Here is a 21,874-nt window from a genome sequence, read left to right on the forward strand (position 1 = left end):
AAAGCATGGCTGGTTTTTTCAAGAAGATATTTTCGTTCGGCAAGAAAGAGGTTGTCGAGGAGCGTGTTGACGAGACCGCCCCGCTGCCCCCGATCAAATGGGACCAGCTCGATGCGCTGAAGCCGGCGGCCGATCAGGTTGTTCCGGAATTTCTGAAGCGCGATGAGCTGGAGCCGGCGCCCCACTCTCCCCTCGATGGGGAGGGTCGCCACGAAGTGGCGGGGAGGGGTGATGCCGACGCCAGTCACCCCCAAGCTCCGCTTGGGACCCCCATCGAGTGGCAGGTAGAGCCGGCACCTCAGCCCGCACCTGAAGAACCGGCACCCGAGACCGCTCCTACCATCCCGCCCACGCCGGAGCCGACGGTTCCCGCCGAGCCGGAACCCCTGCCGCAGCCCGCGCCGCAAGAGGAACCGGCACCCGCGCCAGAGCCCCCGGAGCCGCCGGCTCCCGAGGAGATTCCGCTTCCCCCCGCCGCTCCGGAGCCCGTCCCCGAACCGCAGCCGCAGGAAGTCCCTGCTCCGGCACCTGCCGAGCCGGAGATTGTGCCGCCGCGCCCGGAAAGGCAGCCCGAACCGGCACCGATCGAAGTGCCGGTCCCGCCTGCCGAGATCCCGGCCGAGACACCCGCTCCCGTTGAAGTGCCGCCAACGGCTGCCGAAGCTACGCCAGCGCCCCACCCTCCCCTCGATGGGGAGGGTCGCCACGAAGTGGCGGGGCGGGGTGATGGCGCCAACGCCAGCGCCAGTCACCCCCGAGCCGCGCCCGGGACCTCCCCCATCGAGGGGGAGGTAAGGCGCACGCCCGTCGAGACGCCGCCCGTCATTGCCGAGATCGCGCCCGAGCCGCAGCCCGTCCCACAGCCGAAGCCGGAATCGAAACCCGCTCCCGGCAAGGTGACCGTCACCAAAAAGGTCGAGCAGAAGGCCGAGCCGGTCAAGGCGCCGGAGCCGGCACCGCGGCGCTCCTGGTTCCAGCGCATGCGGGACGGGCTTGCCCGTTCCTCGCGCGAACTCACCGGCAACATCGCCGGCGTCTTCACCAAGCGCAAGCTGGACGAGGACACGCTGCAGGACCTGGAAGATGTGCTGATCCGCGCCGATCTCGGCATGGAAACGGCGCTTCGTATCACCGACGCGCTGGCCGCCAGCCGCTACGGCAAGGACGTCTCCGATACCGATGTCCGCACCGTCATGGCGGCCGAGGTGGAGAAGGTGCTGACCCCTGTCGCCCGGCCGCTGGAGCTCGATCTCTCACACAAGCCGCATGTCATCCTGGTGGTCGGCGTCAACGGCACCGGCAAGACCACCACCATCGGCAAACTGGCGGCGAAACTGACCGATGGCGGCCTGTCGGTGATGCTCGCCGCCGGCGACACGTTCCGCGCCGCCGCGATCGAGCAATTGAAGATCTGGGGTGAGCGGACCAAATCGCCCGTCATCGCCTCCAAGCTCGGGGCAGATGCCGCCGGCCTTGCCTACGATGCCTTCGAGAAGGCCAAGGAGGCCGGCTCCGACGTGCTGATCATCGACACCGCCGGCCGGCTGCAGAACAAGACCGAACTGATGGCGGAGCTGGAAAAGATCGTGCGCGTGCTGGGCAAGCTCGATCCGGAAGCGCCGCACACCGTGCTGCAGACGGTCGACGCCACCACCGGCCAGAACGCGCTCAACCAGGTCGAGATCTTCCGCAACATCGCCGGCGTCAACGGCCTGGTGATGACCAAGCTGGACGGCACGGCGCGCGGCGGTATTCTGGTGGCGATCGCGGCAAAGCACAAACTGCCGGTCTATTTCATCGGCGTCGGCGAACAGGTCGACGACCTCGAACCTTTCTCCGCAAGCGAATTCGCCAGGGCGATCGCTGGAGTGGCGTAACGGCATGATCCCGTTTCAACGGGATCGTGCGTAAGAAGGAAGATCATGAACCCACCCATTCTCGAACGCGATCCGTCCGACCCGCAGAAGGAGAAGAAGGAAGGCGTCAATCCCGTGCTCAAGCTGGCGCTGGAGCTAGGACCGCTGCTGGTCTTCTTCTTCGCCAATGCGCGCGGCGAGTGGCTGGTGCAGAAATTCCCTGTTTTGGCCGAATTCGGCGGCCCGATCTTCGTCGCCACCGGCCTGTTCATGGCCGCCACGGCCATCGCGCTGATCGCCTCATGGCTGCTGACGCGCACCTTGCCGATCATGCCCATGGTCTCGGGCGTCGTGGTCTTCATCTTCGGCGCGCTGACGCTCTATCTGCAGGACGACATCTTCATCAAGATGAAGCCGACCATCGTCAACACGCTGTTCGGCGGCGTGCTGCTTGGCGGCCTCTACTTCGGCAGGTCGCTGCTTGGCTATGTCTTCGATTCGGCCTTCAGGCTCGATGCCGAAGGCTGGCGCAAGCTCACCTTCCGCTGGGGCCTGTTCTTCCTGTTCCTGGCCATCGTCAATGAAGTGGTGTGGCGCAATTTTTCCACCGATGCCTGGGTTACCTTCAAGGTCTGGGGCATCATGCCGATCACGCTTCTGTTCACCTTCAGCCAGATGCCGCTGATCCTGCGCCATTCGCTGGACGATAAAGAAGGCGGGGAAGAAAAGGCCGGCAAGTAGCGCCCTGCAAACAGGGGGAGAGCCATGGAATTCGTCACCACGCGTGAAGAGCTGCGGACGATCTACAAGACGCCGCGCCCGACCGACGGCTCGATCCGCAAGGAGCTGAAGGCACTCGACGGCCACTGCCGCTCCTTCATCGGCAAAAGCCCCTTCGTGCTGATCGGATCGTCCGACGGCCAAGGCAATGCCGACGTGACGCCGAAGGGCGACAAGCCCGGCTTCGCCGCCATTCTCGACGACAGGACCATCGCCATCCCCGACCGACCCGGCAACAACCGGCTGGACACGCTGGAGAACATCCTGCGCAATCCCTCGGTCGGCCTGCTCTTCCTGATCCCCGGCATGAACGAGACGCTGCGCGTCAATGGCGATGCCCGCATCACCGTCGATGCCGGTTTGCGCGAGCGCCTCGCCGTCGATGGCAAGGAGCCGCAAAGCGTCATCGTGGTCACGGTCAAGGCCGCCTACATGCATTGCGCCAAGGCCTTCATGCGCTCCGATCTGTGGAAGCCCGACACCTGGTACGACCGCGCCACGCTGCCGACGCTCGGCCAGATCCTGCGCGACCAGCTGGTGGTCGCCGATTCGGCCGAGGCGACCGACCGCTGGCTCGACGAGGAATACAAGCAGACGATGTGGTAGTTTTCCCGACGCGATTCGCGCCGAACCGGTCCCCACCCTGTGCTGAACCTCCTCGCCATCTCCGGCAGCCTGCGTGCCGCCTCCACCAATTCGGCCCTGGTCGCGGCACTGGCGCGCAATGCGCCCGCAGGCTGCCAGGTCACAATCTATGACGGGCTCGGCCGTCTGCCGATCTTCAATCCCGATGACGAGGGCGAGCGCACGCCGCGCGAAGCGGCCAAGCTGATCGACGCCGTCACCGGCGCCGATGGCGTCATCGTCTCCTGTCCCGAATATGCCCATGGCGTGCCGGGCGGGCTGAAGAACGCGCTCGACTGGCTGGTCTCGCGCGACGCCGCCGTCGCCAAGCCCGCCATGCCAGTGCACGCCTCGCCGCGCTCGCTGTTCGCCCGTGCCGCTTTGGCCGAGATCATGCGGACTATGTCCTTCGCGCTTTATCAAGATGGGCTGGAAATTGCCCTGCTGGGGAAGAAGCCGCCGGAGGTGGAGGCCCTTTTGGCTGAGCCGGGAAACGTGCTGGCGATGCGCAATGCGCTATCTGCGTTCGCGGATTTCATCCGCTCGTGTGAGCGGCACAGTCTTTCCCTTCTCCCCTGTGCGAGAAGGTGGATCGGCGCGCAGCGCCGAGACGGATGAGGGGTGTTCCAGCGGAGTGAGACTTGAAAAGATCGAAGGATTCTAAGCGCTTACTTTTACAAAGTCGCGATCCTTCCAACACCCCTCATCCGACCTCGCTTCGCGAGGCCACCTTCTCCCACAAGGGGAGAAGGCAAGACCTACCCCTTCCGCAATGTCTCCACATCGGTCTTGCCGACATACCAGTCGCGGGCGTTGACCTCTTCGAAAACCACCCAGACATCGTCATTGCCAAGCCCGGTGGCTTCCATGATGGCCGCCGTGACTTTCTTGGCGATGTCAGCCTTCTTGCCTGCCGGATCGGCGGCGATCACTTCCTTGACGATGCGGATGTTGACGAATGGCATTTTTTCTCCCCCAGGATGGTTGCGTTCCCGAGCCGGCGCTCGCGCCGCGATCTGTTTCAGTAGGTCTTGGCTCCGTTCACCATCAGCCGCACCGAATAGAGCGAGGTGGTGCCGGCGATGTAGAGGCAGTTCAGCTTGGCGCCGCCGAACACGCAATTGGCGGTCACCTCCGGCACCTTGACCTTGCCGATCAGCGTGCCGTCGGGATCGTAGCAATGGATGCCGTCCGCGGCACTGCTCCAGATGCGTCCGTCGGCGTCGAGCCGGAAGCCGTCGAACAGGCCGGCGGTGCAGTCGGCGAAGACCTTGCCGCCGGAAACCTTCTTGCCGTGCTTGCCGACGTTGAACACCCGCATATGCGCCGGATTCTCAGCGCCATGCGTGCGGCCGGTGTCGACGACATAGAGCAGGCTTTCGTCCAGCGAGAAGGCGAGCCCGTTGGGCCGCACCATGTCGGTGATGACGGCCTCGATCTCGCCGCTGTCGGGGTCGACCCGATAGACGTAGCAGGCGCCGATCTCGCTCTCGGCCTTGTCGCCTTCATAGTCGGTGTCGATGCCGTAGCTTGGGTCGGTGAACCAGATCGAGCCGTCGGACTTCACCACCACGTCGTTGGGCGAGTTCAACCGCTTGCCCTTCCATTTGGCGGCAATGGTGGTGACCGAGCCGTCATACTCCGTGCGGCTGACGCGGCGGCCCGAATGCTCGCAGGTGACCAGCCGGCCCTGCCGGTCGACGGTGTTGCCGTTGGAATTGCCCGAAGGCTGGCGGAAGACGCTGACGCTGCCGTCGGTCTCGTCATAGCGCAGCATGCGGTTGTTCGGGATGTCGGACCAGACGACGTAGCGCCCGGCGGCGAACCAGGCCGGTCCTTCCGCCCAGCGGCATCCGGTGAACAGCTTCTCCACCTGCGCATTGCCGTTGAACAGCCGCGCGAAGCGCGGATCGAGAATTTCGTAATAGTCTGCGGCCGCCATGCATTTCCTCCCGGCATCACGTGATGCCGGATCAAGCCAGCCCGCGATCGATCTGGCAAGACGCGGCCTTCGTAATTTGTATGACAAAACGGAGAGCAACCCGCCGCCCAGGCGGTTCCACCCCCGATCGCCCAACCAGGACGCCTTAGGACTCGATTAACCGGCTATGCGCTGCGTGCAATGGTGCATTGCAACATCTTCTTTTTGCAACGCACCATTCCTATGTCATGTTCCGTATTGACCAAGGGAGGAAGAAACCGCCGCCAGAATGCGGCACAGAAGGACCCTTGCTATGATCTTCAACGATCTCATGACCCGCGCTCGCAACAACATCGCCAAGCGCAAGCACTACAACCGCCTCGTCGCCGAAATCGACAGCTTCTCCAGCCGCGATCTGGCCGACATGCGCGCCGACCGCTCGGAAATGCTCTACCAGATCCACAAGCAGATCTACGGCTGACCTTTCCAGTCCGTTTTCTGGACGGCGGGCACTGCCTCCTCACCCGGATTGCCAAACCGAATTGCAAGGGTAATTCGGGCAATCCGACCTCTCCCCAAGGGGAGAGGGACCCGGCACAAGCACCGGCCTCTTCTCCCCACGGGGAGAAGGTGGCCGCGTAGCGGCCGGATGAGGGGGCTGGCGCTATCGCCTAACCCGGTGCGGCCAATGCCTTGTCGATCTGCGGCAGCAACAGATCCCGCGCCGCTTCCGCCGTCAGCGGGCCGACATGCTTGTAGGCGATTCTGCCGTCCTTGCCGATGACGAAGGTTTCCGGCACGCCGTAGACGCCCCAGTCGATCGCCGTGCGGCCGGCTTCGTCGACGCCGATGGCTTGGAACGGATTGCCGAGATCGCCGAGGAACCGGCGGGCATTTTCCGGCCGGTCCTTGTAGTTCAGCGCCGCCATGGTGAACCGCTTGTCCTGCGCCAGCGCCAGAAGCACAGGGTGCTCTTCGCGGCACGGTGCGCACCATGACGCGAACACGTTGACCAGCGTGACCTTGCCGGCGAACGCCCTGGAATCGAGGCCCGGCAGGTTTGACCCCTCCAGCGCCGGCAGATTGGTCTGCGGCGCCGGCAGCCCGATCAGCGCCGAGGGCACTTCCGAGACATCGCGTCCCGACAACAGCTGCCACAGAAACAGGCCCGCAAGGCCGAGGAAGACCAGCAGCGGCAACAGGACGAACAGGCGGCGGCCGCGCGTCGGTGTTTCGGTCTCGCCGCTCACGACTTCTCCGCCTCCGCCTTGTCGGAACGCCGCCGCACGCCGGCTGCTTCCAGCTCGGCAAGATCGCGCTTGCGCCCCTTTTGATCGAGCAGGATCCAGCCGATCAGCCCGGCCAGAGCAACCGCCGTGATGCCATAGGCGGCCGTGACATAGAGGGCGTGCGCACTCATGCCTGCCGCTCCATCGGCGCGCCTCTTGCCAGCCGTCTGCCTCGTTCGATCATGCTTTCCCTTAGCGACATGGCCATGGCTGCGCAACGCGCCGTGGTTTCAAACATACGCGGCCGCCGCGCCGCCGCCCTTGATGTCGCGCAAACCATGCCGACCCTCGCTCAATCGGTTCCGTGGCGCAGCGCCAGGGCTGCCGAGGCCGGCCCCAGCACACCAAGAAACAGCGTCAGCGCGGCAAGAATGAGGAAGGGCTGCAGGAAAGGATCGGGATCGGCCGTCGCGCCATAGCTCGCCGAAACGCCGAAGATCAGCACCGGAATGGTCAGCGGCAGCACCAGCACCGAGATCAGAAGCCCGCCGCGCGGCAGCGCCACCGCCACGGCGGCACCAGCGGCGCCAATGAAGGTGATGGCCGGCGTGCCGACCAGCAGCGTCAGCGCCGTCGCGCCGATGCCGAGCGGCTCCATGTTCATGAACAGGCCGAGCAAGGGGGCGGCGACGACCAGCGGCAGAACGCTGCCCGCCCAATGCGCCAGGCATTTCACCAGCACGGTCAGCGCCAGCATGTTCCGGTCGTTGCCGAGCACCAGCAGATCGAGCGAGCCGTCCTCGCGGTCGGCCTGGAACAGCCGGTCGAGCCCGAGCAGGCAGGCGAGCAGCGCGCCGATCCACAGGATCGCCGGGCCGATGCGGGAAAGCAGCTTCAGGTCCGGCCCGACGCCGAACGGGATGGTGGCGATGACGGCAAGGAAGAAGATGACGCCGGTCAACGCCCCGCCGCCGGCGCGGATGTTGAGGCGGATGTCGCGGGCGAAAAGGGACCACATTACGATGTGGTCCTTTGTTGAGGTTGGCGTTCTGTCACGCCCCCCTCTGGCCTGCCGGCCCTCTCCCCCACTTGGGGGGAGATTGGCAGCCTCGGCGCCTCGCTTGTCTTTGCGACGGAGGGGATTGGCGAAAGCCTGGGCGCCATCCGATCTCCCCCCTCGTGGGGGAGATGTCCGGCAGGACAGAGGGGGGCGCCTCGCACCGCCATCAACCGGCTTCCCCCATCCTCAATTCCTTCGCTCCCTCAATCCCTAGCGGCAAATGCGTCGCCGCGACGATCATCCCGCCAGCCATGCAATGCTTCATCATCAGCCCCGCGAACCGCGCCTCCGACGCCTTGTCCAGTCCCGCCGTCGGCTCGTCGAGCAGCCACAGCGGCCGGTGGCTGACCAAAAGCTTGGCGATCGCCGCGCGTCGCCGCTGCCCGGTCGAGAGATAGCCGAACGGCAGATGGCCGATGCCGCCGAGCCCGACCGTCTCCAGCGCCTCTTCGACGCCCGAATCGCCACTTCCATTGAAATCGCGCCAGAAGCGCAGGTTTTCGACGACGCTGAGCGCCGTCTTCATCGCGTTCTGGTGTCCGAGATAATGGCAGGCCGAAGCGATCGACGGAAAGTCATCGCCGCCGTTCTCGAGCAGCAGCCGGCCTTCGGCCTTCGGCAGCAGCCCGGCGATGATCCGGAGCAAGGTCGATTTGCCCGATCCGTTCGGCCCGGTGACGACCAGCGCCTGACCCTGATCGAGCGCAAAGCCGATGCCGGAAAAAACCGCCTCGCCGCCGCGTTCGCCGCCCAGATTTTCGGCGATAAGCCGCATCCCTCGCCTGCCCCGAAAACAATGTTCCGCGGTCGCTGCCGCATCGCACAAATTTGCTTTTTGACTGTCTAGAACTATTCCAGAAAATTCTCTATATGCGGTGCATCCGTGCCAGCGGTCGGCGCGGGAACAGAATTAGCGCCGAACCAGCGCACGCGCCGCCTTGAACGGCTCGGGTTGCTTGGGAACGGACAGCGGAAATGGCCGTACCCGCACCTTTGCGCGTGATTGCATGCCATCGGCGTCCGTTCCCTTTCAGGCTGAACAGACAAGGACGGATCGCACGTGTCAAAATCCCTCGATAGTTTCAATTGCCGCCGCACGCTGAAAGCGGGCGATGCGGAATATGTCTATTTCGACCTCGTCGAGGCCGAGAAGAACGGCCTCACCGGCATCGCCCAGCTGCCCTATTCGATGAAGGTGCTGCTGGAGAACCTCTTGCGCAACGAGGACGGCCGCTCCGTCACCAAGGACTCGATCCAGGCGGTGGCCGGCTGGCTGACCGACAAGGGCACCGCCGGCGTCGAGATCGCCTACCGCCCGGCCCGCGTCTTGATGCAGGATTTCACCGGCGTTCCGGCCGTGGTCGACCTTGCCGCCATGCGCGACGCCATGGCCTCACTCGGCGGCGACCCCCAGAAGATCAACCCGCTGGTCCCGGTCGACCTCGTCATCGACCACTCCGTCATCGTCGACGAGTTCGGCACGCCGCTGGCCTTTGCCCGTAATGTCGAGCTCGAATATGAGCGCAACGAGGAACGCTACAAGTTCCTGAAATGGGGCCAGCAGGCGTTCCGCAACTTCCGCGTCGTGCCGCCCGGCACCGGCATCTGCCACCAGGTCAACCTCGAATATCTCGGCCAGGTCGTGTGGACCAACACCGAGGACGGCGAAACGACAGCCTATCCCGACACCTGCGTCGGCACCGATTCGCACACCACCATGATCAACGGCCTTGGCGTTCTCGGCTGGGGCGTCGGCGGCATCGAGGCCGAGGCGGCCATGCTCGGCCAGCCGGTCTCCATGCTCTTGCCCGAAGTGATCGGCTTCCGCCTCACCGGCAAGCTGAAAGAAGGGGTCACTGCCACCGACCTGGTGCTGACCGTCACCCAGATGCTGCGCAAGAAGGGCGTCGTCGGCAAGTTCGTCGAGTTCTTCGGCCCGGGCCTCTCCAACATGACGCTCGCCGACCGTGCCACCATCGGCAACATGGCGCCCGAATATGGCGCCACCTGCGGCTTCTTCCCGGTCGATAGCGAAACCATCCGCTATTTGACCATGTCCGGCCGCGAGGAAAGCCGCATCGCGCTGGTCGAGGCCTATTCCAAGGCACAAGGCATGTGGCGCGAAGCGGGCTCCGCCGACCCGGTCTTCACCGACCTGCTCGAGCTCGACCTCGGCGACGTCGTGCCGTCCATGGCCGGCCCCAAGCGCCCCGAAGGCCGTGTCCCGCTGGAAGGCATCCCGGCCGGCTTCGCCAAGGCGATGGATACCGAATACAAGAAGGCGGCGGAGATTTCCAAGCGCTACGCCGTCGAAGGCACCGACCATGATCTCGGCCATGGCGACGTCGTCATTGCGGCCATCACGTCGTGCACCAACACCTCGAACCCGAGCGTGCTGATCGGCGCCGGCCTTCTGGCCCGCAACGCCAACCGCCTCGGTCTCAAGCAGAAGCCGTGGGTGAAGACCTCGCTCGCCCCCGGCAGCCAGGTCGTCGCCGAATATCTGGAGAAGTCAGGCCTGCAGAAGGAGCTCGACCAGATCGGCTTCAACCTGGTCGGCTTCGGCTGCACCACCTGCATCGGCAATTCCGGCCCGCTGCCTGGGCCGATCTCCAAGACCATCAACGACAAAGGTCTGATTGCTGCCGCGGTCTTGTCCGGCAACCGCAACTTCGAAGGCCGCGTCTCGCCCGACGTGCAGGCCAACTATCTGGCGTCGCCGCCTCTGGTCGTGGCGCATGCGCTGGCCGGCACCGTCACCAAGGACCTCACCACCGAACCGCTCGGCGAGGACAAGAACGGCAATCCGGTCTACCTCAAGGACATCTGGCCGAGCTCGGCCGAGATCCAGGAGTTCATCGAAAAGAACGTCACCCGCGAGCTGTTCGCCCGCAAATATGCCGACGTCTTCAAGGGCGACGAGCACTGGCAAAAGGTGCAGGCACCGGAAGGCCAGACCTATGCCTGGGACGACAATTCGACCTATGTGCAGAACCCGCCCTATTTCGCCGGCATGACATCAGGTTTCGGCAAGATCGGCGACATCAAGGGCGCCCGCGTGCTCGGCCTGTTCGGCGACAAGATCACCACCGACCACATCTCGCCGGCGGGTTCGATCAAGGCGGCTTCCCCGGCCGGCAAGTACCTCACCGACCATGGCGTCGGCGTCGCCGATTTCAACCAGTACGGCACGCGGCGCGGCAATCATGAGGTGATGATGCGCGGCACCTTCGCCAACATCCGCATCCGCAACCACATGCTGGGCGAGAACGGCCGCGAGGGCGGCTACACCATCCACTACCCGTCGAAGGAAGAGGAATCGATCTACGACGCGGCGATGGAGTACAAGAAGGAAGGCGTGCCGCTGGTCATCTTCGCCGGCGTTGAATACGGCAACGGCTCGTCGCGCGACTGGGCGGCCAAGGGCACCAACCTGCTCGGCGTCCGCGCCGTCATCGCCCAGTCCTTCGAGCGCATCCATCGCTCGAACCTGGTCGGCATGGGGGTCATCCCCTTCGTCTTCGAGGAAGGCACGTCCTGGGCCTCGCTCAACCTCAAGGGCGACGAACTGGTCGAGATCGATGGCCTGAGCACTATCAAGCCGCGCCAGACGATGACCGCCAAGATCACCTATGGCGACGGCACGGTGAAGAACGTGCCGATCGTCTGCCGCATCGATACGCTGGACGAGCTCGACTACTTCAAGAACGGCGGCATCTTGCAGTACGTGCTGCGCGATCTGGCTGCATAAGGCAGCAAGGAAATGGGGCTTAGGCAGTAGGGAATAAGGCCCCTACTGCCTACTGCCTTCCTTTCGGTGCCCCAAACCGCGCCACCGCCGCCAGCAGCACCCCCAGCATCAGCCCGTTGAGGATGTGCCACAGGAAATGCGTGCCGAGCGGAAAGCTGGCGCAGACCATCGGGTCGATCATCCGGCAGAAGGCGGACACCACGAAGATCGCCGACCCCGCCAGATTGTACCAGCCGGCCCGGTTGCCGCGTGCCGTCACCCAGATGCCGAAGAAGGCCAGCGCCAGGAACGGCGGCAGGTAGCTCGTCGTGCCGTTCGATGCCAGGCGCAGCCAGTCCGGCACGGCGAAACTTATCGCGCCGGCCACCGCATGGAAGACGACCAAGACCACCATCGCCTTGCCCCATTCCATGCCGAGGAAGCGGCGCAGATTGAACAGCGTATAGGCGAGGGTGAAGCCGGCAATCGGCAGGATATCGGCCCAGATCGTGCCCCTGGTGGCAAAGGTATGGAAGATCGTCGAGCCGATGCCGATCGCCACCACCCACCAGGCCAGTACCGCGGCGAAAGTGCCGGCCTCGCATCGGCGTACTTCCCGCGCGCCCCATAATCCCGCGGCAATGAAGGCAAGGTTGGTCAAAGCATTGGCGGGCTCTGCCCAAAGTCCAGGCCAGGTCCGCTCGCAATAGAGATCGGCAGGGATCAGGAGAGTTTGCCACATGATGATGATGCCAGCCCTCGATCGAACCGCGTCGTGAAATGCAGGGTCCCTCCTATTGCGGCCTTAGCTGCGGCTGCAACGGCAAAAATTTCACCGCAACGTGACTTCCCGTTGACTTCCGCTTCTGCCACATATTTCAGACAATCAGAACAAAGCCGGCGCCACCGGCGGGAATTGGAATGATCATGGCCTGGCGAAGATCACTTTGGCTGGCAGCCTTCGCGCTGGCCTTCTCGGCGTTTGCCGGTGCCGGCCATGCCGGCGAGGCCGAAGGGATCCAGGCCGAAAAACCCTCGCCCGACAGGCCGCTCGGCGTGGTCGAACTGTTCACCAGCCAGGGCTGCAGCTCCTGCCCGCCGGCCGATGCCTTCTTCGCCGAACTTGCGACCAGGGAAGACATTGTCGCGCTCTCCTATCACGTCGACTATTGGGACTATCTCGGCTGGAAGGACACGCTCAGCCGCAAGGAAAACACCGAGCGGCAATATGATTACATGCGCGCCTTCGGCAGTCGCTCCGTCTATACGCCGCAAGCGGTCCTCAATGGCCGCGCGCATGTCAACGGTGCCAATCGCGGTGAGGTCGACGGCGCGCTGGCCCGCATGGCGAAATCCGGCGAAGGCATGCGTGTGCCCGTCAAGGTCAGCCGCACCAGCGACCGCGTGATCATCGATGCCGGCGATGCCGGCGCCGGTCCGAGCGACGCCCATGTCGTCATCGTTTATTTCGAGCCGCCGCAGATGGTCAAGATCGGCCAGGGCGAGAACTCCGGCCGCAAGATGACCTATTGGAACGCCGTCACCAGCATCCAGACCGCCGGCATGTGGCACGGCAAGGCGCAGCGCTATGAATTGCCGATGAGCGAGATCACCAAGAAGGGCGGCTGCGCCGTGCTTTTGCAGTCGGTCGGCAAGGACGGCATGCCAGGGCCCATTCTCGGCGCCGCCTTCATCCACAAGCCGTAACGCAATCGCCGAAAACGGCCTTGCCTTGGTCATCCACGGGCGGAGCAGGAGCGAAGCTCCGTCGCGGAGACCCGAGGATCCATGCCGTGACATTTGCCATATGTAAAAGCGGTCCAAGATCGGGCGCTCTCGACTCGGGCCTGACCGACGCCAACTCGTGCGACCGCTTATTCTGAACCGGCGCGTTCTTCGGGCAATGTCGCGGCATGGATCGACGGCGCCGATAACATCACGATCGATCCGGACCTTCAGGCATGAAAAAACCGACGTCAGCTTGCTTCTGACGCCGGTCATTGAAGTTTTGGGATCGTCGCACCCGATTTTTCCAAGGAAAAACCGAGGTTGGTTCGATCCGACGCAGACCCGTGGGCGGGGGGCTTGGGGTTTACGAGCCGGTGCCGGACCGAACCGTCTCAGGCAACGCCGGTAAATTCGTCGGACATTGGGGCATGAGCGCGGATAAAAAGAGGCAGAAATGTGGCGAAGCATCACCAATTCCAACATGCGGTTTGCAAACGTGACTGGACGTGACCGAAAAGGCGCGCTGCCGCGACCGCTTCGCCGGCTCTTGCAATTGCAGCGCGAAGGGGCCAATTTTGATTGGCAAAGATTCATTTTGAAGGATCGAGGCATGACTGACGACAGCGGCGGGACGGGGGATGGTGACGCATCCGCAATATTAATCCCGCTGCACGAGGCGCGCAGCGCACGCCTCGACCAGCCGGTGCGCTTCGACCGGCGTGAACTGGACCAGATCCTCAGGCTCTACGGACGCATGGTCGCCGCCAATGAATGGCGCGACTACGCCATCGATCATTTGACCGACAGGGCGGTGTTTTCCGTTTTCCGCCGCGCCAGCGAAGTGCCGCTGTTCCAGATCGTCAAGGATCCGAAACTGGCCCGCAAGCAAGGCGCCTTCGCCGTCATCGCCGCCGGCGGCCGCATCCTCAAACGCGGCCAGGAGCTCGGCCGCGTGCTTGGCGTCTTCGACAGCAAGCTGAGAGTGGTCGAGGCCTGAGCCGGGGAAGAGGAATTGAGGAATTGAGGAATTGAGGAATTGAGGAATTGAGGAATTGAGGAATTGAGGAATTGAGGAATTGAGGAATTGAGGAAAAAGGCACTCAATACCTGACGTAAGCGCCATCTTCTTTGTTCTCCAGTTCTCCAGTTCTCCAGTTCCTCAGTTCTTCAATTCTTCTTTATCCCCCCGAAACTTCCGCTCCGGCAGCGAGACCGGGTCGGGCGGCAGCGACGCACCGCCATTCAGCGACAACTGCATGAACACCGTGTCCAGCCAGCGCCCGTGCTTGTAGCCGGAGCCTTCGAGCCGGCCTGAATGGCGAAAGCCGAGCTTTTCGTGCAGCCTGACCGAGGCGCTGTCGGCATGGCCGTCGCCGATCACCGCGATGATCTGGCGAAAACCCGCCGCCTCGGCCGCCGCGATCAAGGCTTGCATCAGCTGGAGACCGATGCCCTGGCCCTTGGCATCAGGCGCGACATAGACCGAATCCTCGACGATGAAGCGATAGGCCGGGCGCGGCCGGAAGGCGCCGGCATAGGCGTAGCCGAGCACTGCGCCGTCCTTCTCCGCCACCAGATAGGGAAAGCCGCCGGCCGTGAGCGTGGCGAATCGCGTGCCCATCTCGGCGCGGCTGGGCGGCTCCAGCTCGTAGCTCGCCGTTCCGTGTGTCACGGCGTCGGCGTAGATTTCGGTGATGGTGTCGAGGTCGGTGGCGCTGGCCGCCCTGATCACGAGATTGCTCATTCTTTATGCAAGCCTTCTTCTGCCTTCGATAACAGCAAACGCCGGCGCAAAAGAAAAGGGCGGCCGTTGGGCCGCCCTTCCAAACCCGATGGTCCAGTCAGACCATGATGCGAAGCCTTAGCGTCGGTCGCCCATGAACTGCAGCAGGAACATGAACAGGTTGATGAAGTCGAGATAGAGCCTCAGCGCGCCCATGATGGCCTTGCGGCCGGCGATATCGGAAGCGTCGCCCTCGAAATACATCTCCTTGATCTTCTGCGTGTCATAGGCGGTGAGGCCGGCGAAGACCAGCACGCCGATCGCCGAGACGGCGAAGGACATTGCCGACGACTGCAGGAAGATGTTGATCACCATCGCGATGATGATGCCGAACACGCCCATGATCAGGAACGAGCCCATCGCCGTCAGGTCGCGCTTGGTCGTGTAGCCGAACAGCGACAGCGCACCGAAGGCGGCGGCGGTGGCAAAGAAGGTCTGCGAAATGCTGGCCGTGGTGTAGACCAGGAAGATCGACGACAGCGACAGGCCGACGAGGCCGGCATAGACCCAGAAGGTCGTCTGCGCCGCCGAAACGCTCATCGATTGGACGCGGAACGACAGGAACAGCACGGCGGCCAGCGGCGCCAGCATCACCACCCAGCGCAGCGGCGATCCGAAGATCGCGAAGCCGAACGACGTCAGCATCTCGCCGCTCGGCAGCGTCGCGACGGCCGAGGCCGGATCGGTGGTGGTGGCCAGCATGATCGTGCCGACAGCGGCAAGGCCGGTGATGAGGAGGCCAAGCCCCATCAGATTGTAGACCTTGATCATATAGGCGCGCAGGCCCTGGTCGATGTCGACGGCTGCGCCGGGCACGGCGCGCGTCTGGAAGTTGCGAATGGGTTCAGCCATTGTAGTCCTCTATTGCTTCTGCCCCGTCCGGTGTCAGATCCTGTTGGGACGTAAATCCACCGGACCCAGGCGCCGCTGGCGGGGCTCCAGCATGCCTGTGGCGAAATATGATGGTTATTCGCGTCAAGAACAAGACCGTAACCGGATGTAACGGTTCGTGAGGAGCCGAAATGCGGATTCCCGGGCTTTCCAGCCGCCATCCTTACCAAGATTTAATCCGCGATAGCGGCGTCGGCCCCGGAACTACAGCTCGCGCAACACCGGCGCCGCCTTGTGGCCGAGCACCCGCCAGGTGCCGGCGAGGCCGATGCCGACGGTGATCACAAGCGCAAAGACGATGGTCGCCACCGCCACCTGCGGCATGAAATGCGACGGCAGGGTCATGATACGGGCGACAATGTACCAGGCCGCGATGCCGCCCGCCGCCAGCGCGAAGATGGCGGTGGCCAGTCCGATCAGCATGTATTCGAGGGAGAACGCCGTGATCAGCGTTCGCCTTGTGGCGCCGAGCGTCTTCAGCACCACCGCGTCGTGGATGCGCGCCCGGTTGCCGGCGGCGAGCGCGCCGGCCAGCACCAGCACCGAAGCGATCAGCGCCACGCCGGCCGCCGCGCGAATCGCCGTGCCGAGCTGCCCGACCAGCCGGTTGACGACATCGAGCGCGTCCTTGACCCGCACCGTCGTCACCGCGGGAAAGGCGCGGGTGACGGCATTGAGGACGCGCGCGTCATCGGCCGTGGTGGCGCTCCTTTCGGTCAGCGTCGCCATCCAGCCATGCGGGGCCCCGGCGAATGTGTTGGGCGAGAACACCATGACGAAGTTGATCCCCATCGTTTCCCATTGGACCTGACGGAAATTGGCGATCTTTGCCGTCACGTTGCGGCCGAGCACATTGACGGTGACGGTGTCGCCAAGCTTCAGTCCGATCTCCTGGCCCTCATGCGCCGAGAAGGAAACCAGCGGCTCGCCGGCATAATTGTCCGGCCACCATTTGCCCTCGGTCAGCGTCGCATTTTCCGGTTGTTTGGCATCATAAGTCAGGCCGCGATCGCCTTTCAGCACCCAGGCGCCTGCGGCCGGCACCTTGACCTTGTCGACATCGACGCCGTTGAGCGCCATTACCCGGCCGCGCAGCATCGGCACCTTGGCCAGCGTCCCCTTTGGCGCCTCCTTGGCGATCAGCGCGGAGAACGCATCGACATCGCTGCCCTGGATGTCGACGAAGAAGAAGTTCGGCGCCCGCTCCGAAAGGCTGCCGGAGATCTGCTGCCGCAGATTGCCGTCGATCAGCGCCAGCGTCACCAGCAGCGTCAGCCCGAGCCCCAGCGACAGCACCACCGACGGCGTCAGGGCGCCCGGCCGGTGGATGTTGCCGACGGCGAGCCTGAGCGCCACGAAGCGCACGCGCGGGCTTTTTCTCGCCGCCCATTGCACCAGGGCGCCTACCAGGCGCAGCACCAGGAAGGCGAAGATGGTGGCACCGACGAAGATCGAGGCGATGCGCTGGTCGCCCGAGAACAGGATGGCGAGCGCCGCCAGCAACAGCGCGATGCCGAGCGCCGAAGCGACATAGACGGGCCGCGGCTGGCCGCGGCCTTCAAGCCCCATCTCGCGGAACAGTGCCGTCGCCGGCACGTCGCGGGCGCGCCCGAGCGGCAGCAGCGCGAAGGCCAGCGTCACCAGCAGGCCGAACAGCGCCGCCATGGCGAGCGCGCCAGGATAGAAGCCGCCCTGCGCCGGCACCGGAATGACGGATTGGAGGGCGGCACTTGCCACGAACGGCATCAGCGCGCCGAGCACCAGGCCGGCGGCGATGCCAAGGGCGGCAATGATCAGGATCTGCACGAGATAGACAGCAAAGACGAAGCCGCCGGAAGCACCGAGGCTCTTGAAGGTGGCGATGACGCCGCGCTTGCCGTCGAGATAGGCGCGCACCGCATTGGCGACGCCGACGCCGCCGACCACCAGCGCCGTCAGCCCGACCAGCGTCAGGAATTGCGAGAAGCGTTCGATGTTGGACGACAGCGCCGGCGCCGCATTGTCGCGCGTGCGGATCGACCAGCCGGCCTCGGGAAAGTTTTGCGCCGCCTGATCCTGAATGGCCTTGAGCCCCGCCTCGCCGGCGTCGGCCGGCAGCCGGATCTTGTAGGCGTTTTCGACCAGGCTGCCTGGTTGCACCAGCCCGGTGGCGGCCAGACCTTCGGCCGAGATCATCAGCCTCGGCGCGAAGCCGAAACCGTCGGACACGGCATCCGGCTCGGTGATCAGTCTGGCGCGCAATTCGAAGGTCGCCGTGCCGAGCTTCAGCCGGTCGCCGGGCTTGAGATGCAGCCTTTCGAACAACAGATCGGGGGCGGTCGCGCCAAAGACGCCGAATTCTTCGCCGAACAGTTCCTGCTTCGACAGCTTCGGTTCGGTCTCCAGCGCGCCATAGAGCGGATAGGCGTCGTCGACCGCCTTGGCCTCGACCAGTGCCTGATCCGAGCCGTCGGCCAGCCGCGCCATCGAGCGCATGCTGGCGGTGCGCGAAACGGTGCCGAGCCCGTCGAGGAAGCCGCGCTCGGCCTGGCTGGCGTCGCGCTGATTGATCTGGAAGCGGAGATCGCCGCCAAGCAGCGTCTGGCCCTGATCGGCGACGCCGGCGCTGATCGAGCGGGCAACCGAATTGACGCCGCCGATCGCCGCGACGCCGAGCGCGATGCAGGCAAGGAAGATCAGGAAGCCGGACAGGCCGCCGCGCATTTCGCGCAGCGAGAAGCGGACCGCGAGTTTCAGCGTCTGCGCCAGCGGCATCAGGCGGTGACCTTCAGGGGCGCCGGTGTTTCAATCCGGCCCGAACGCATCGAAACCTGGCGCGAACAACGCGCCGCCAGCGCCGGATCGTGGGTGACCAGCACCAGCGTCATGCCGCGCTCGGCCGCCTTGGCGAACAGCAGGTCGGCGACCTGCCGCCCGGTCGCCTGGTCGAGATTGCCGGTCGGCTCGTCGGCGATAAGGATGCGCGGCGACGGCGCCAGCGCCCGGGCGATCGCCACGCGCTGCTGCTCGCCGCCGGAGAGTTCGCCGGGATAATGGGTGACGCGGTCGCTCAGGCCCACCGCCGCCAGTTCGCGTTCCGCCACCGAAAACGGATCGGCATGGCCGGCCAGCTCCAGCGGCACCGCGACATTCTCGAGCGCCGTCATATTGGGGATGAGGTGGAAGGACTGGAAGACGATGCCAATGTTTCGGCCACGAAACGAAGCAATCTGGTCCTCACTTTTGCCGTTGAGCAGCTCGCCGGCGATTCGTACCGTGCCCGAATCGACCCGTTCCAGGCCTGCCAGCACCATCAACAGTGTCGACTTGCCGGACCCCGAAGGGCCGACGATGCCGGTCGCCTCGCCGCGCCCCACTTCGAGGCTGACGTCCTTGAGCACATGGACAGACGAAGCGCCCTCGCCGAGCGTCAGCGATACGTCTTTCAGCGCGATGACGGCTTCTGTCAAAATGAAAGTGTGTCCTATATGGAACGTGAAGGCTCTGTTTGCCGGAAGCCGGGAAGAATCTTTTGGTCATATGGGGCCTGCCGCATGTCTTTCAAACGCCAGATAGCCGCAGGCTTGATCCTTTTCCTCGCCCTTTGCGGCGCCATTTCGTCGGCGCGGGCCGAGCCCTTCAAGATCGTCGGCTTCGGTGACAGCCTGATGGCGGGTTACGGTCTCGGGCCTGGCGAGGGTTTTACCGACAAGCTCCAGGCCGCCCTGCGCGCCAAGGGCCGTGACGTGGCCGTCGCCAATGCCGGTGTTTCCGGCGACACCACCAGCGGCGGCCTGGCGCGGCTCGACTGGTCGGTGCCGGACGGAACCCGGCTGGTCATCCTCGAACTCGGCGCCAACGACATGCTGCGCGGCGTCTCGCCCGATATCCCCAGGAACAACCTCGACGAGATGCTGGCCAGGCTCAAGCGGCGCAACATCGCCGTGCTCCTGGCCGGCATGCGCGCCGCGCCCAATCTCGGCGCCGACTATCAGACCGCCTTCGACCGCATCTTTCCGGAGCTGGCGAAAAAATACGATGTCACGCTCTACCCGTTCTTCCTCGACGGCGTCGCCGGGCAGCCCGGCATGCAGCTCGAGGATGGCCTGCATCCGAGCGCCAAGGGGGTCGACCAGATGGTCGAGCGCATCCTGCCGACGGTCGAGAAGGCCATCGCGGCGGTGCCCGGAGGCGCGTGAGGCCGGGCGGAACCGCTTTCCGTTAGGGAAGTTTTTAGCAAAGCCTGTGACCAATAAACCTCTTGCTCCATCAGCCTATCGATGATTCGCTATAGGTGACAGTTCGATTCGAGGAAGGGAGGCTCTTCATGCCGCGTCTTTTCACCGCCCTCGAAATTCCGCGTGATGCTGCCCTTTCGCTGTCCCTGCTCCGGGGCGGCCTGCCGGGGGCCCGTTGGATCGATGTCGAAAACTACCATCTGACGCTGCGCTTCATCGGCGATGTCGAAGGCCATGTCGCCGACGAGATCGCCAACGCGCTGGACCGCGTGCACCGCCCTTCCTTCTCGCTGACACTGTCCGGTGTCGGCGCTTTCGGCCAGAAAAAGCCGCACGCCGTATGGGCCGGCGCGTCCGCCTCGCCAGATCTGGCAGCGCTTCAGGGCGAGATCGAGCGCATCTGCCAGCGGCTCGGCATCCCCGCCGATCCGCGCAAGTTCATGCCGCACGTCACACTGGCGCGGCTGCGCAATTCGAGCCCGCTGGATGTCGCGCAATATCTGTCGGCACGCGGCAATTTCTCGACATTGCCGTTCCGCATCGGCCGCTTCGTCCTGATGTCGTCGCGCGATTCGGTCGGCGGCGGCCCCTACATCGTCGAGGAGGCCTGGCCGCTGTCCGGCAACGATGCCCGCGCCGCCAGCCGCGTCGCCAGCGCCTCCGACGCTTCGCGGATCATGCGGTAGACCGAAGCGAACGCATCTTCGCCGTCATAATAGGGATCGGGCACGTCACGCGCCTGTCCATGCGCGAACTCTAAAAACAGGTGCACCCGGTCCCGTGCGGGCGCCAGCGCCTCGAGGTCGGCGACGTTCGAGCGGTCCATGCCGAGGATCAGGTCGAAACGGGAGAAATCCTCACGCCGGACCTTGCGTGCTCTCTGTCCGGAAATGTCGATGCCGTGACGCATCGCGACGGCGATCGAGCGTGGATCGGGGGCCGAGCCGACCTCCCAGCCGCTGGTGGCGGCCGAATCGAGCAGCATGTCGCGGCCCCGGCCGCGCTCGGCCCAGACGGCGCGAAAAACACCTTCCGCCAGTGGCGAGCGGCAGATGTTGCCGAGGCAGACGAACAGAATGGAATTTATCGGCTTCATGCTCATTCGATATGCGCCGTTTGTGCATTTGGAACCCCAAAACCGCACAGCACTTCGGGGCGACTTGCACTATGGTGAGGGTCAAATTCGAAATAGCACGGGAAATCATCATGACGAGAGAAAAACTCAGCAAGGACGCCATCACCGCCGCCCTTGCCGAACTCGGCGACTGGTCGCTGGCCGCGGACGGTGGCTCGATCAAGCGCAGCTTCGTCTTCAGGAATTTCTCCGAAGCCTTCGCCTTCATGACCCGCGTCGCGCTGGCGGCCGAAAAGATGGACCATCATCCCGACTGGTCGAATGTCTACAAGACCGTCGACGTGACGCTCAACACCCATGACGCCGGCGGCGTCACGGCGCTCGACATCGCGCTGGCAAAGAAGATGAACCGCTATTTCGGCGGCTGAGTGCACGCCTGGCCGTGAGCGGTGACCCCAAATCGGCACCGGCATCTTGCAGCCGGGTCCGGCTTTCACCACATTTTCGCTCGCGAGGCATGCGCCAGGACGCGCATGAGACCGCAAGGAGTGATTGATGGCGCGACAACCCGGTTTTGATTTCTTCGGCTTTGGCGACAGGCTGGGCGGCGAGGGCGAAGTGCGCGAGAAATTCTGGCGCACGGCCAAGAAGGCCGCGCGGCAGATCCCGTTCATGGAAGAGGTCGTTGCCGCCTATTACTGCGCCATGGACAAGAACACGCCGCTGCGCGCCAAGGGCATATTGGTGGCCGCGCTCGGTTATTTCGTCCTGCCGGTGGACCTCATCCCCGACTTCGTCGTCGGCCTCGGTTTCACCGACGACATCGCGGTGCTGACCGCAGCGATCACCGCCGTCAGCGCCCACATCACGCCGGCACATCGCCAGGCCGCCAAGGACGCCATTGCCGACAAGGGCTGAGCGTCGTCACGTGGCGCTTGGCCTGTGGACAGAGGCGTTTGGAGGCCCTGCTGAAAAGTCAA

Annotated in this window: 24 protein-coding genes; 12 read left to right on the forward strand and 12 right to left on the reverse strand. The window is 64.4% G+C overall.

Annotated features, from left to right (window positions below):
* The first annotated feature begins 5 nt into the window (after positions 1-5).
* From ftsY to CK226_RS14775, 4 genes are read left to right on the forward strand one after another with little or no spacing between them, the layout of a single operon-like run.
* Positions 6-1,877 (forward strand): signal recognition particle-docking protein FtsY, encoded by a 1,872-nt coding sequence (gene ftsY / locus CK226_RS14760; RefSeq protein ID WP_095792262.1) that lies wholly within the window; start codon positions 6-8, stop codon positions 1,875-1,877.
* Positions 1,878-1,922: 45 nt separating this feature from the next.
* Positions 1,923-2,597 carry a septation protein A gene (locus tag CK226_RS14765; RefSeq protein ID WP_095774812.1) on the forward strand — a complete coding sequence of 225 codons (675 nt, stop codon included), beginning with the start codon at positions 1,923-1,925 and terminating at the stop codon, positions 2,595-2,597.
* 24 nt (positions 2,598-2,621) lie between these two features.
* The gene (locus tag CK226_RS14770) at positions 2,622-3,242 is read left to right on the forward strand and encodes a pyridoxamine 5'-phosphate oxidase family protein (RefSeq protein ID WP_095788941.1); all 621 of its coding nucleotides are present in this window, start codon (positions 2,622-2,624) and stop codon (positions 3,240-3,242) included.
* Positions 3,243-3,281: 39 nt separating this feature from the next.
* Positions 3,282-3,878, forward strand: a complete 597-nt coding sequence (locus CK226_RS14775) for an NADPH-dependent FMN reductase (protein WP_095792263.1) — start codon at positions 3,282-3,284, stop codon at positions 3,876-3,878.
* A 140-nt stretch (positions 3,879-4,018) separates the two neighbouring features.
* Here the strand turns inward: CK226_RS14775 and CK226_RS14780 are convergent, their stop codons facing one another.
* Together CK226_RS14780 and CK226_RS14785 are read right to left on the reverse strand one after the other, a co-directional pair.
* On the reverse strand, positions 4,019-4,225 hold the full coding sequence (locus CK226_RS14780; RefSeq protein ID WP_010912352.1) for a 4-oxalocrotonate tautomerase family protein: 207 nt from the start codon (positions 4,223-4,225) through the stop codon (positions 4,019-4,021).
* Positions 4,226-4,281: 56 nt separating this feature from the next.
* Positions 4,282-5,202 (reverse strand): SMP-30/gluconolactonase/LRE family protein, encoded by a 921-nt coding sequence (locus CK226_RS14785; RefSeq protein WP_095792264.1) that lies wholly within the window; start codon positions 5,200-5,202, stop codon positions 4,282-4,284.
* Between the two features lie 292 nt (positions 5,203-5,494).
* Here CK226_RS14785 and CK226_RS14790 point away from each other — a divergent pair, with 292 nt between their 5' ends.
* Positions 5,495-5,662, forward strand: coding sequence for a hypothetical protein (locus tag CK226_RS14790; RefSeq protein WP_019862058.1), 168 nt, complete (start codon positions 5,495-5,497; stop codon positions 5,660-5,662).
* 190 nt (positions 5,663-5,852) lie between these two features.
* On the opposite strand, the gene CK226_RS14795 is transcribed toward CK226_RS14790, so the two are convergent.
* From CK226_RS14795 to ccmA, 4 genes are all read right to left on the reverse strand, one after another.
* Positions 5,853-6,431 (reverse strand): DsbE family thiol:disulfide interchange protein, encoded by a 579-nt coding sequence (locus tag CK226_RS14795; RefSeq protein WP_095792265.1) that lies wholly within the window; start codon positions 6,429-6,431, stop codon positions 5,853-5,855.
* Positions 6,428-6,601 (reverse strand): heme exporter protein CcmD, encoded by a 174-nt coding sequence (ccmD, locus tag CK226_RS14800; protein WP_095774817.1) that lies wholly within the window; start codon positions 6,599-6,601, stop codon positions 6,428-6,430. Before ccmD ends, CK226_RS14795 begins: the two co-directional genes overlap by 4 nt.
* A 161-nt stretch (positions 6,602-6,762) precedes the next feature.
* A complete protein-coding gene (gene ccmB / locus CK226_RS14805) occupies positions 6,763-7,428 on the reverse strand; it encodes a heme exporter protein CcmB (RefSeq protein WP_095774818.1) in 666 nt (221 codons plus the stop codon).
* A gap of 208 nt (positions 7,429-7,636) precedes the next feature.
* Entirely contained in the window at positions 7,637-8,245 is a 609-nt protein-coding gene (gene ccmA / locus CK226_RS14815) for a heme ABC exporter ATP-binding protein CcmA (protein WP_095774820.1), read from the reverse strand.
* Between the two features lie 285 nt (positions 8,246-8,530).
* Between ccmA and acnA the strand changes: the two genes are divergently transcribed.
* Positions 8,531-11,221, forward strand: a complete 2,691-nt coding sequence (gene acnA / locus CK226_RS14820; protein WP_095792267.1) for an aconitate hydratase AcnA — start codon at positions 8,531-8,533, stop codon at positions 11,219-11,221.
* 49 nt (positions 11,222-11,270) lie between these two features.
* On the opposite strand, the gene CK226_RS14825 is transcribed toward acnA, so the two are convergent.
* Positions 11,271-11,942, reverse strand: a complete 672-nt coding sequence (locus CK226_RS14825) for a ceramidase domain-containing protein (RefSeq protein WP_095792268.1) — start codon at positions 11,940-11,942, stop codon at positions 11,271-11,273.
* 179 nt (positions 11,943-12,121) lie between these two features.
* Between CK226_RS14825 and CK226_RS14830 the strand changes: the two genes are divergently transcribed.
* Both CK226_RS14830 and CK226_RS14835 read left to right on the forward strand, forming a co-directional pair.
* On the forward strand, positions 12,122-12,907 hold the full coding sequence (locus CK226_RS14830; protein ID WP_095792269.1) for a thioredoxin family protein: 786 nt from the start codon (positions 12,122-12,124) through the stop codon (positions 12,905-12,907).
* Positions 12,908-13,538: 631 nt separating this feature from the next.
* Positions 13,539-13,925: a DUF2794 domain-containing protein gene (locus CK226_RS14835; RefSeq protein WP_027055166.1), complete on the forward strand. Its 387-nt coding sequence runs from the start codon at positions 13,539-13,541 to the stop codon at positions 13,923-13,925.
* Between the two features lie 162 nt (positions 13,926-14,087).
* On the opposite strand, the gene CK226_RS14840 is transcribed toward CK226_RS14835, so the two are convergent.
* From CK226_RS14840 to CK226_RS14855, 4 genes are all read right to left on the reverse strand, one after another.
* On the reverse strand, positions 14,088-14,672 hold the full coding sequence (locus CK226_RS14840) for a GNAT family N-acetyltransferase (protein ID WP_095792270.1): 585 nt from the start codon (positions 14,670-14,672) through the stop codon (positions 14,088-14,090).
* Positions 14,673-14,789: 117 nt separating this feature from the next.
* On the reverse strand, positions 14,790-15,563 hold the full coding sequence (locus CK226_RS14845; RefSeq protein ID WP_095792271.1) for a Bax inhibitor-1/YccA family protein: 774 nt from the start codon (positions 15,561-15,563) through the stop codon (positions 14,790-14,792).
* A 243-nt stretch (positions 15,564-15,806) separates the two neighbouring features.
* Positions 15,807-18,356: an ABC transporter permease gene (locus tag CK226_RS14850; RefSeq protein WP_095792272.1), complete on the reverse strand. Its 2,550-nt coding sequence runs from the start codon at positions 18,354-18,356 to the stop codon at positions 15,807-15,809.
* Positions 18,356-19,051: an ABC transporter ATP-binding protein gene (locus tag CK226_RS14855; RefSeq protein ID WP_095792273.1), complete on the reverse strand. Its 696-nt coding sequence runs from the start codon at positions 19,049-19,051 to the stop codon at positions 18,356-18,358. Before CK226_RS14855 ends, CK226_RS14850 begins: the two co-directional genes overlap by 1 nt.
* Before the next feature lie 84 nt (positions 19,052-19,135).
* Here CK226_RS14855 and CK226_RS14860 point away from each other — a divergent pair, with 84 nt between their 5' ends.
* Entirely contained in the window at positions 19,136-19,780 is a 645-nt protein-coding gene (locus tag CK226_RS14860; protein ID WP_095774828.1) for an arylesterase, read from the forward strand.
* A gap of 128 nt (positions 19,781-19,908) precedes the next feature.
* A complete protein-coding gene (gene thpR / locus CK226_RS14865; RefSeq protein ID WP_019862074.1) occupies positions 19,909-20,505 on the forward strand; it encodes an RNA 2',3'-cyclic phosphodiesterase in 597 nt (198 codons plus the stop codon).
* On the opposite strand, the gene CK226_RS14870 is transcribed toward thpR, so the two are convergent.
* Positions 20,409-20,921 (reverse strand): low molecular weight protein-tyrosine-phosphatase, encoded by a 513-nt coding sequence (locus tag CK226_RS14870; RefSeq protein WP_095774829.1) that lies wholly within the window; start codon positions 20,919-20,921, stop codon positions 20,409-20,411. The genes thpR and CK226_RS14870 overlap by 97 nt on opposite strands.
* 104 nt (positions 20,922-21,025) lie before the next feature.
* Between CK226_RS14870 and CK226_RS14875 the strand changes: the two genes are divergently transcribed.
* Entirely contained in the window at positions 21,026-21,322 is a 297-nt protein-coding gene (locus CK226_RS14875; protein ID WP_095774879.1) for a 4a-hydroxytetrahydrobiopterin dehydratase, read from the forward strand.
* 127 nt (positions 21,323-21,449) lie between these two features.
* Entirely contained in the window at positions 21,450-21,812 is a 363-nt protein-coding gene (locus tag CK226_RS14880) for a YkvA family protein (protein WP_095774830.1), read from the forward strand.
* The last annotated feature ends 62 nt before the right edge of the window (positions 21,813-21,874 follow it).

Source organism: Mesorhizobium sp. WSM4311 (genome assembly GCF_002295115.1).
Taxonomy (GTDB): Bacteria; Pseudomonadota; Alphaproteobacteria; order Rhizobiales; family Rhizobiaceae; genus Mesorhizobium.

Excerpts from the sequence above, each read along its gene's own strand:
- CK226_RS14835 (WP_027055166.1), top strand. The coding sequence starts at position 13,539 with ATGACTGACGACAGCGGCGGGACGGGGGATGGTGACGCATCCGCAATA.
- CK226_RS14830 (WP_095792269.1), top strand. The coding sequence starts at position 12,122 with ATGATCATGGCCTGGCGAAGATCACTTTGGCTGGCAGCCTTCGCGCTG.
- ccmA (WP_095774820.1), bottom strand. The coding sequence starts at position 8,245 with ATGCGGCTTATCGCCGAAAATCTGGGCGGCGAACGCGGCGGCGAGGCG.
- CK226_RS14875 (WP_095774879.1), top strand. The coding sequence starts at position 21,026 with ATGACGAGAGAAAAACTCAGCAAGGACGCCATCACCGCCGCCCTTGCC.
- CK226_RS14845 (WP_095792271.1), bottom strand. The coding sequence starts at position 15,563 with ATGGCTGAACCCATTCGCAACTTCCAGACGCGCGCCGTGCCCGGCGCA.
- thpR (WP_019862074.1), top strand. The coding sequence starts at position 19,909 with ATGCCGCGTCTTTTCACCGCCCTCGAAATTCCGCGTGATGCTGCCCTT.
- CK226_RS14880 (WP_095774830.1), top strand. The coding sequence starts at position 21,450 with ATGGCGCGACAACCCGGTTTTGATTTCTTCGGCTTTGGCGACAGGCTG.
- ccmD (WP_095774817.1), bottom strand. The coding sequence starts at position 6,601 with ATGAGTGCGCACGCCCTCTATGTCACGGCCGCCTATGGCATCACGGCG.
- CK226_RS14870 (WP_095774829.1), bottom strand. The coding sequence starts at position 20,921 with ATGAGCATGAAGCCGATAAATTCCATTCTGTTCGTCTGCCTCGGCAAC.
- CK226_RS14780 (WP_010912352.1), bottom strand. The coding sequence starts at position 4,225 with ATGCCATTCGTCAACATCCGCATCGTCAAGGAAGTGATCGCCGCCGAT.
- CK226_RS14765 (WP_095774812.1), top strand. The coding sequence starts at position 1,923 with ATGAACCCACCCATTCTCGAACGCGATCCGTCCGACCCGCAGAAGGAG.
- CK226_RS14785 (WP_095792264.1), bottom strand. The coding sequence starts at position 5,202 with ATGGCGGCCGCAGACTATTACGAAATTCTCGATCCGCGCTTCGCGCGG.
- ccmB (WP_095774818.1), bottom strand. The coding sequence starts at position 7,428 with ATGTGGTCCCTTTTCGCCCGCGACATCCGCCTCAACATCCGCGCCGGC.
- CK226_RS14770 (WP_095788941.1), top strand. The coding sequence starts at position 2,622 with ATGGAATTCGTCACCACGCGTGAAGAGCTGCGGACGATCTACAAGACG.
- CK226_RS14825 (WP_095792268.1), bottom strand. The coding sequence starts at position 11,942 with ATGTGGCAAACTCTCCTGATCCCTGCCGATCTCTATTGCGAGCGGACC.
- CK226_RS14850 (WP_095792272.1), bottom strand. The coding sequence starts at position 18,356 with ATGCCGCTGGCGCAGACGCTGAAACTCGCGGTCCGCTTCTCGCTGCGC.
- CK226_RS14840 (WP_095792270.1), bottom strand. The coding sequence starts at position 14,672 with ATGAGCAATCTCGTGATCAGGGCGGCCAGCGCCACCGACCTCGACACC.
- CK226_RS14790 (WP_019862058.1), top strand. The coding sequence starts at position 5,495 with ATGATCTTCAACGATCTCATGACCCGCGCTCGCAACAACATCGCCAAG.
- CK226_RS14860 (WP_095774828.1), top strand. The coding sequence starts at position 19,136 with ATGTCTTTCAAACGCCAGATAGCCGCAGGCTTGATCCTTTTCCTCGCC.
- ftsY (WP_095792262.1), top strand. The coding sequence starts at position 6 with ATGGCTGGTTTTTTCAAGAAGATATTTTCGTTCGGCAAGAAAGAGGTT.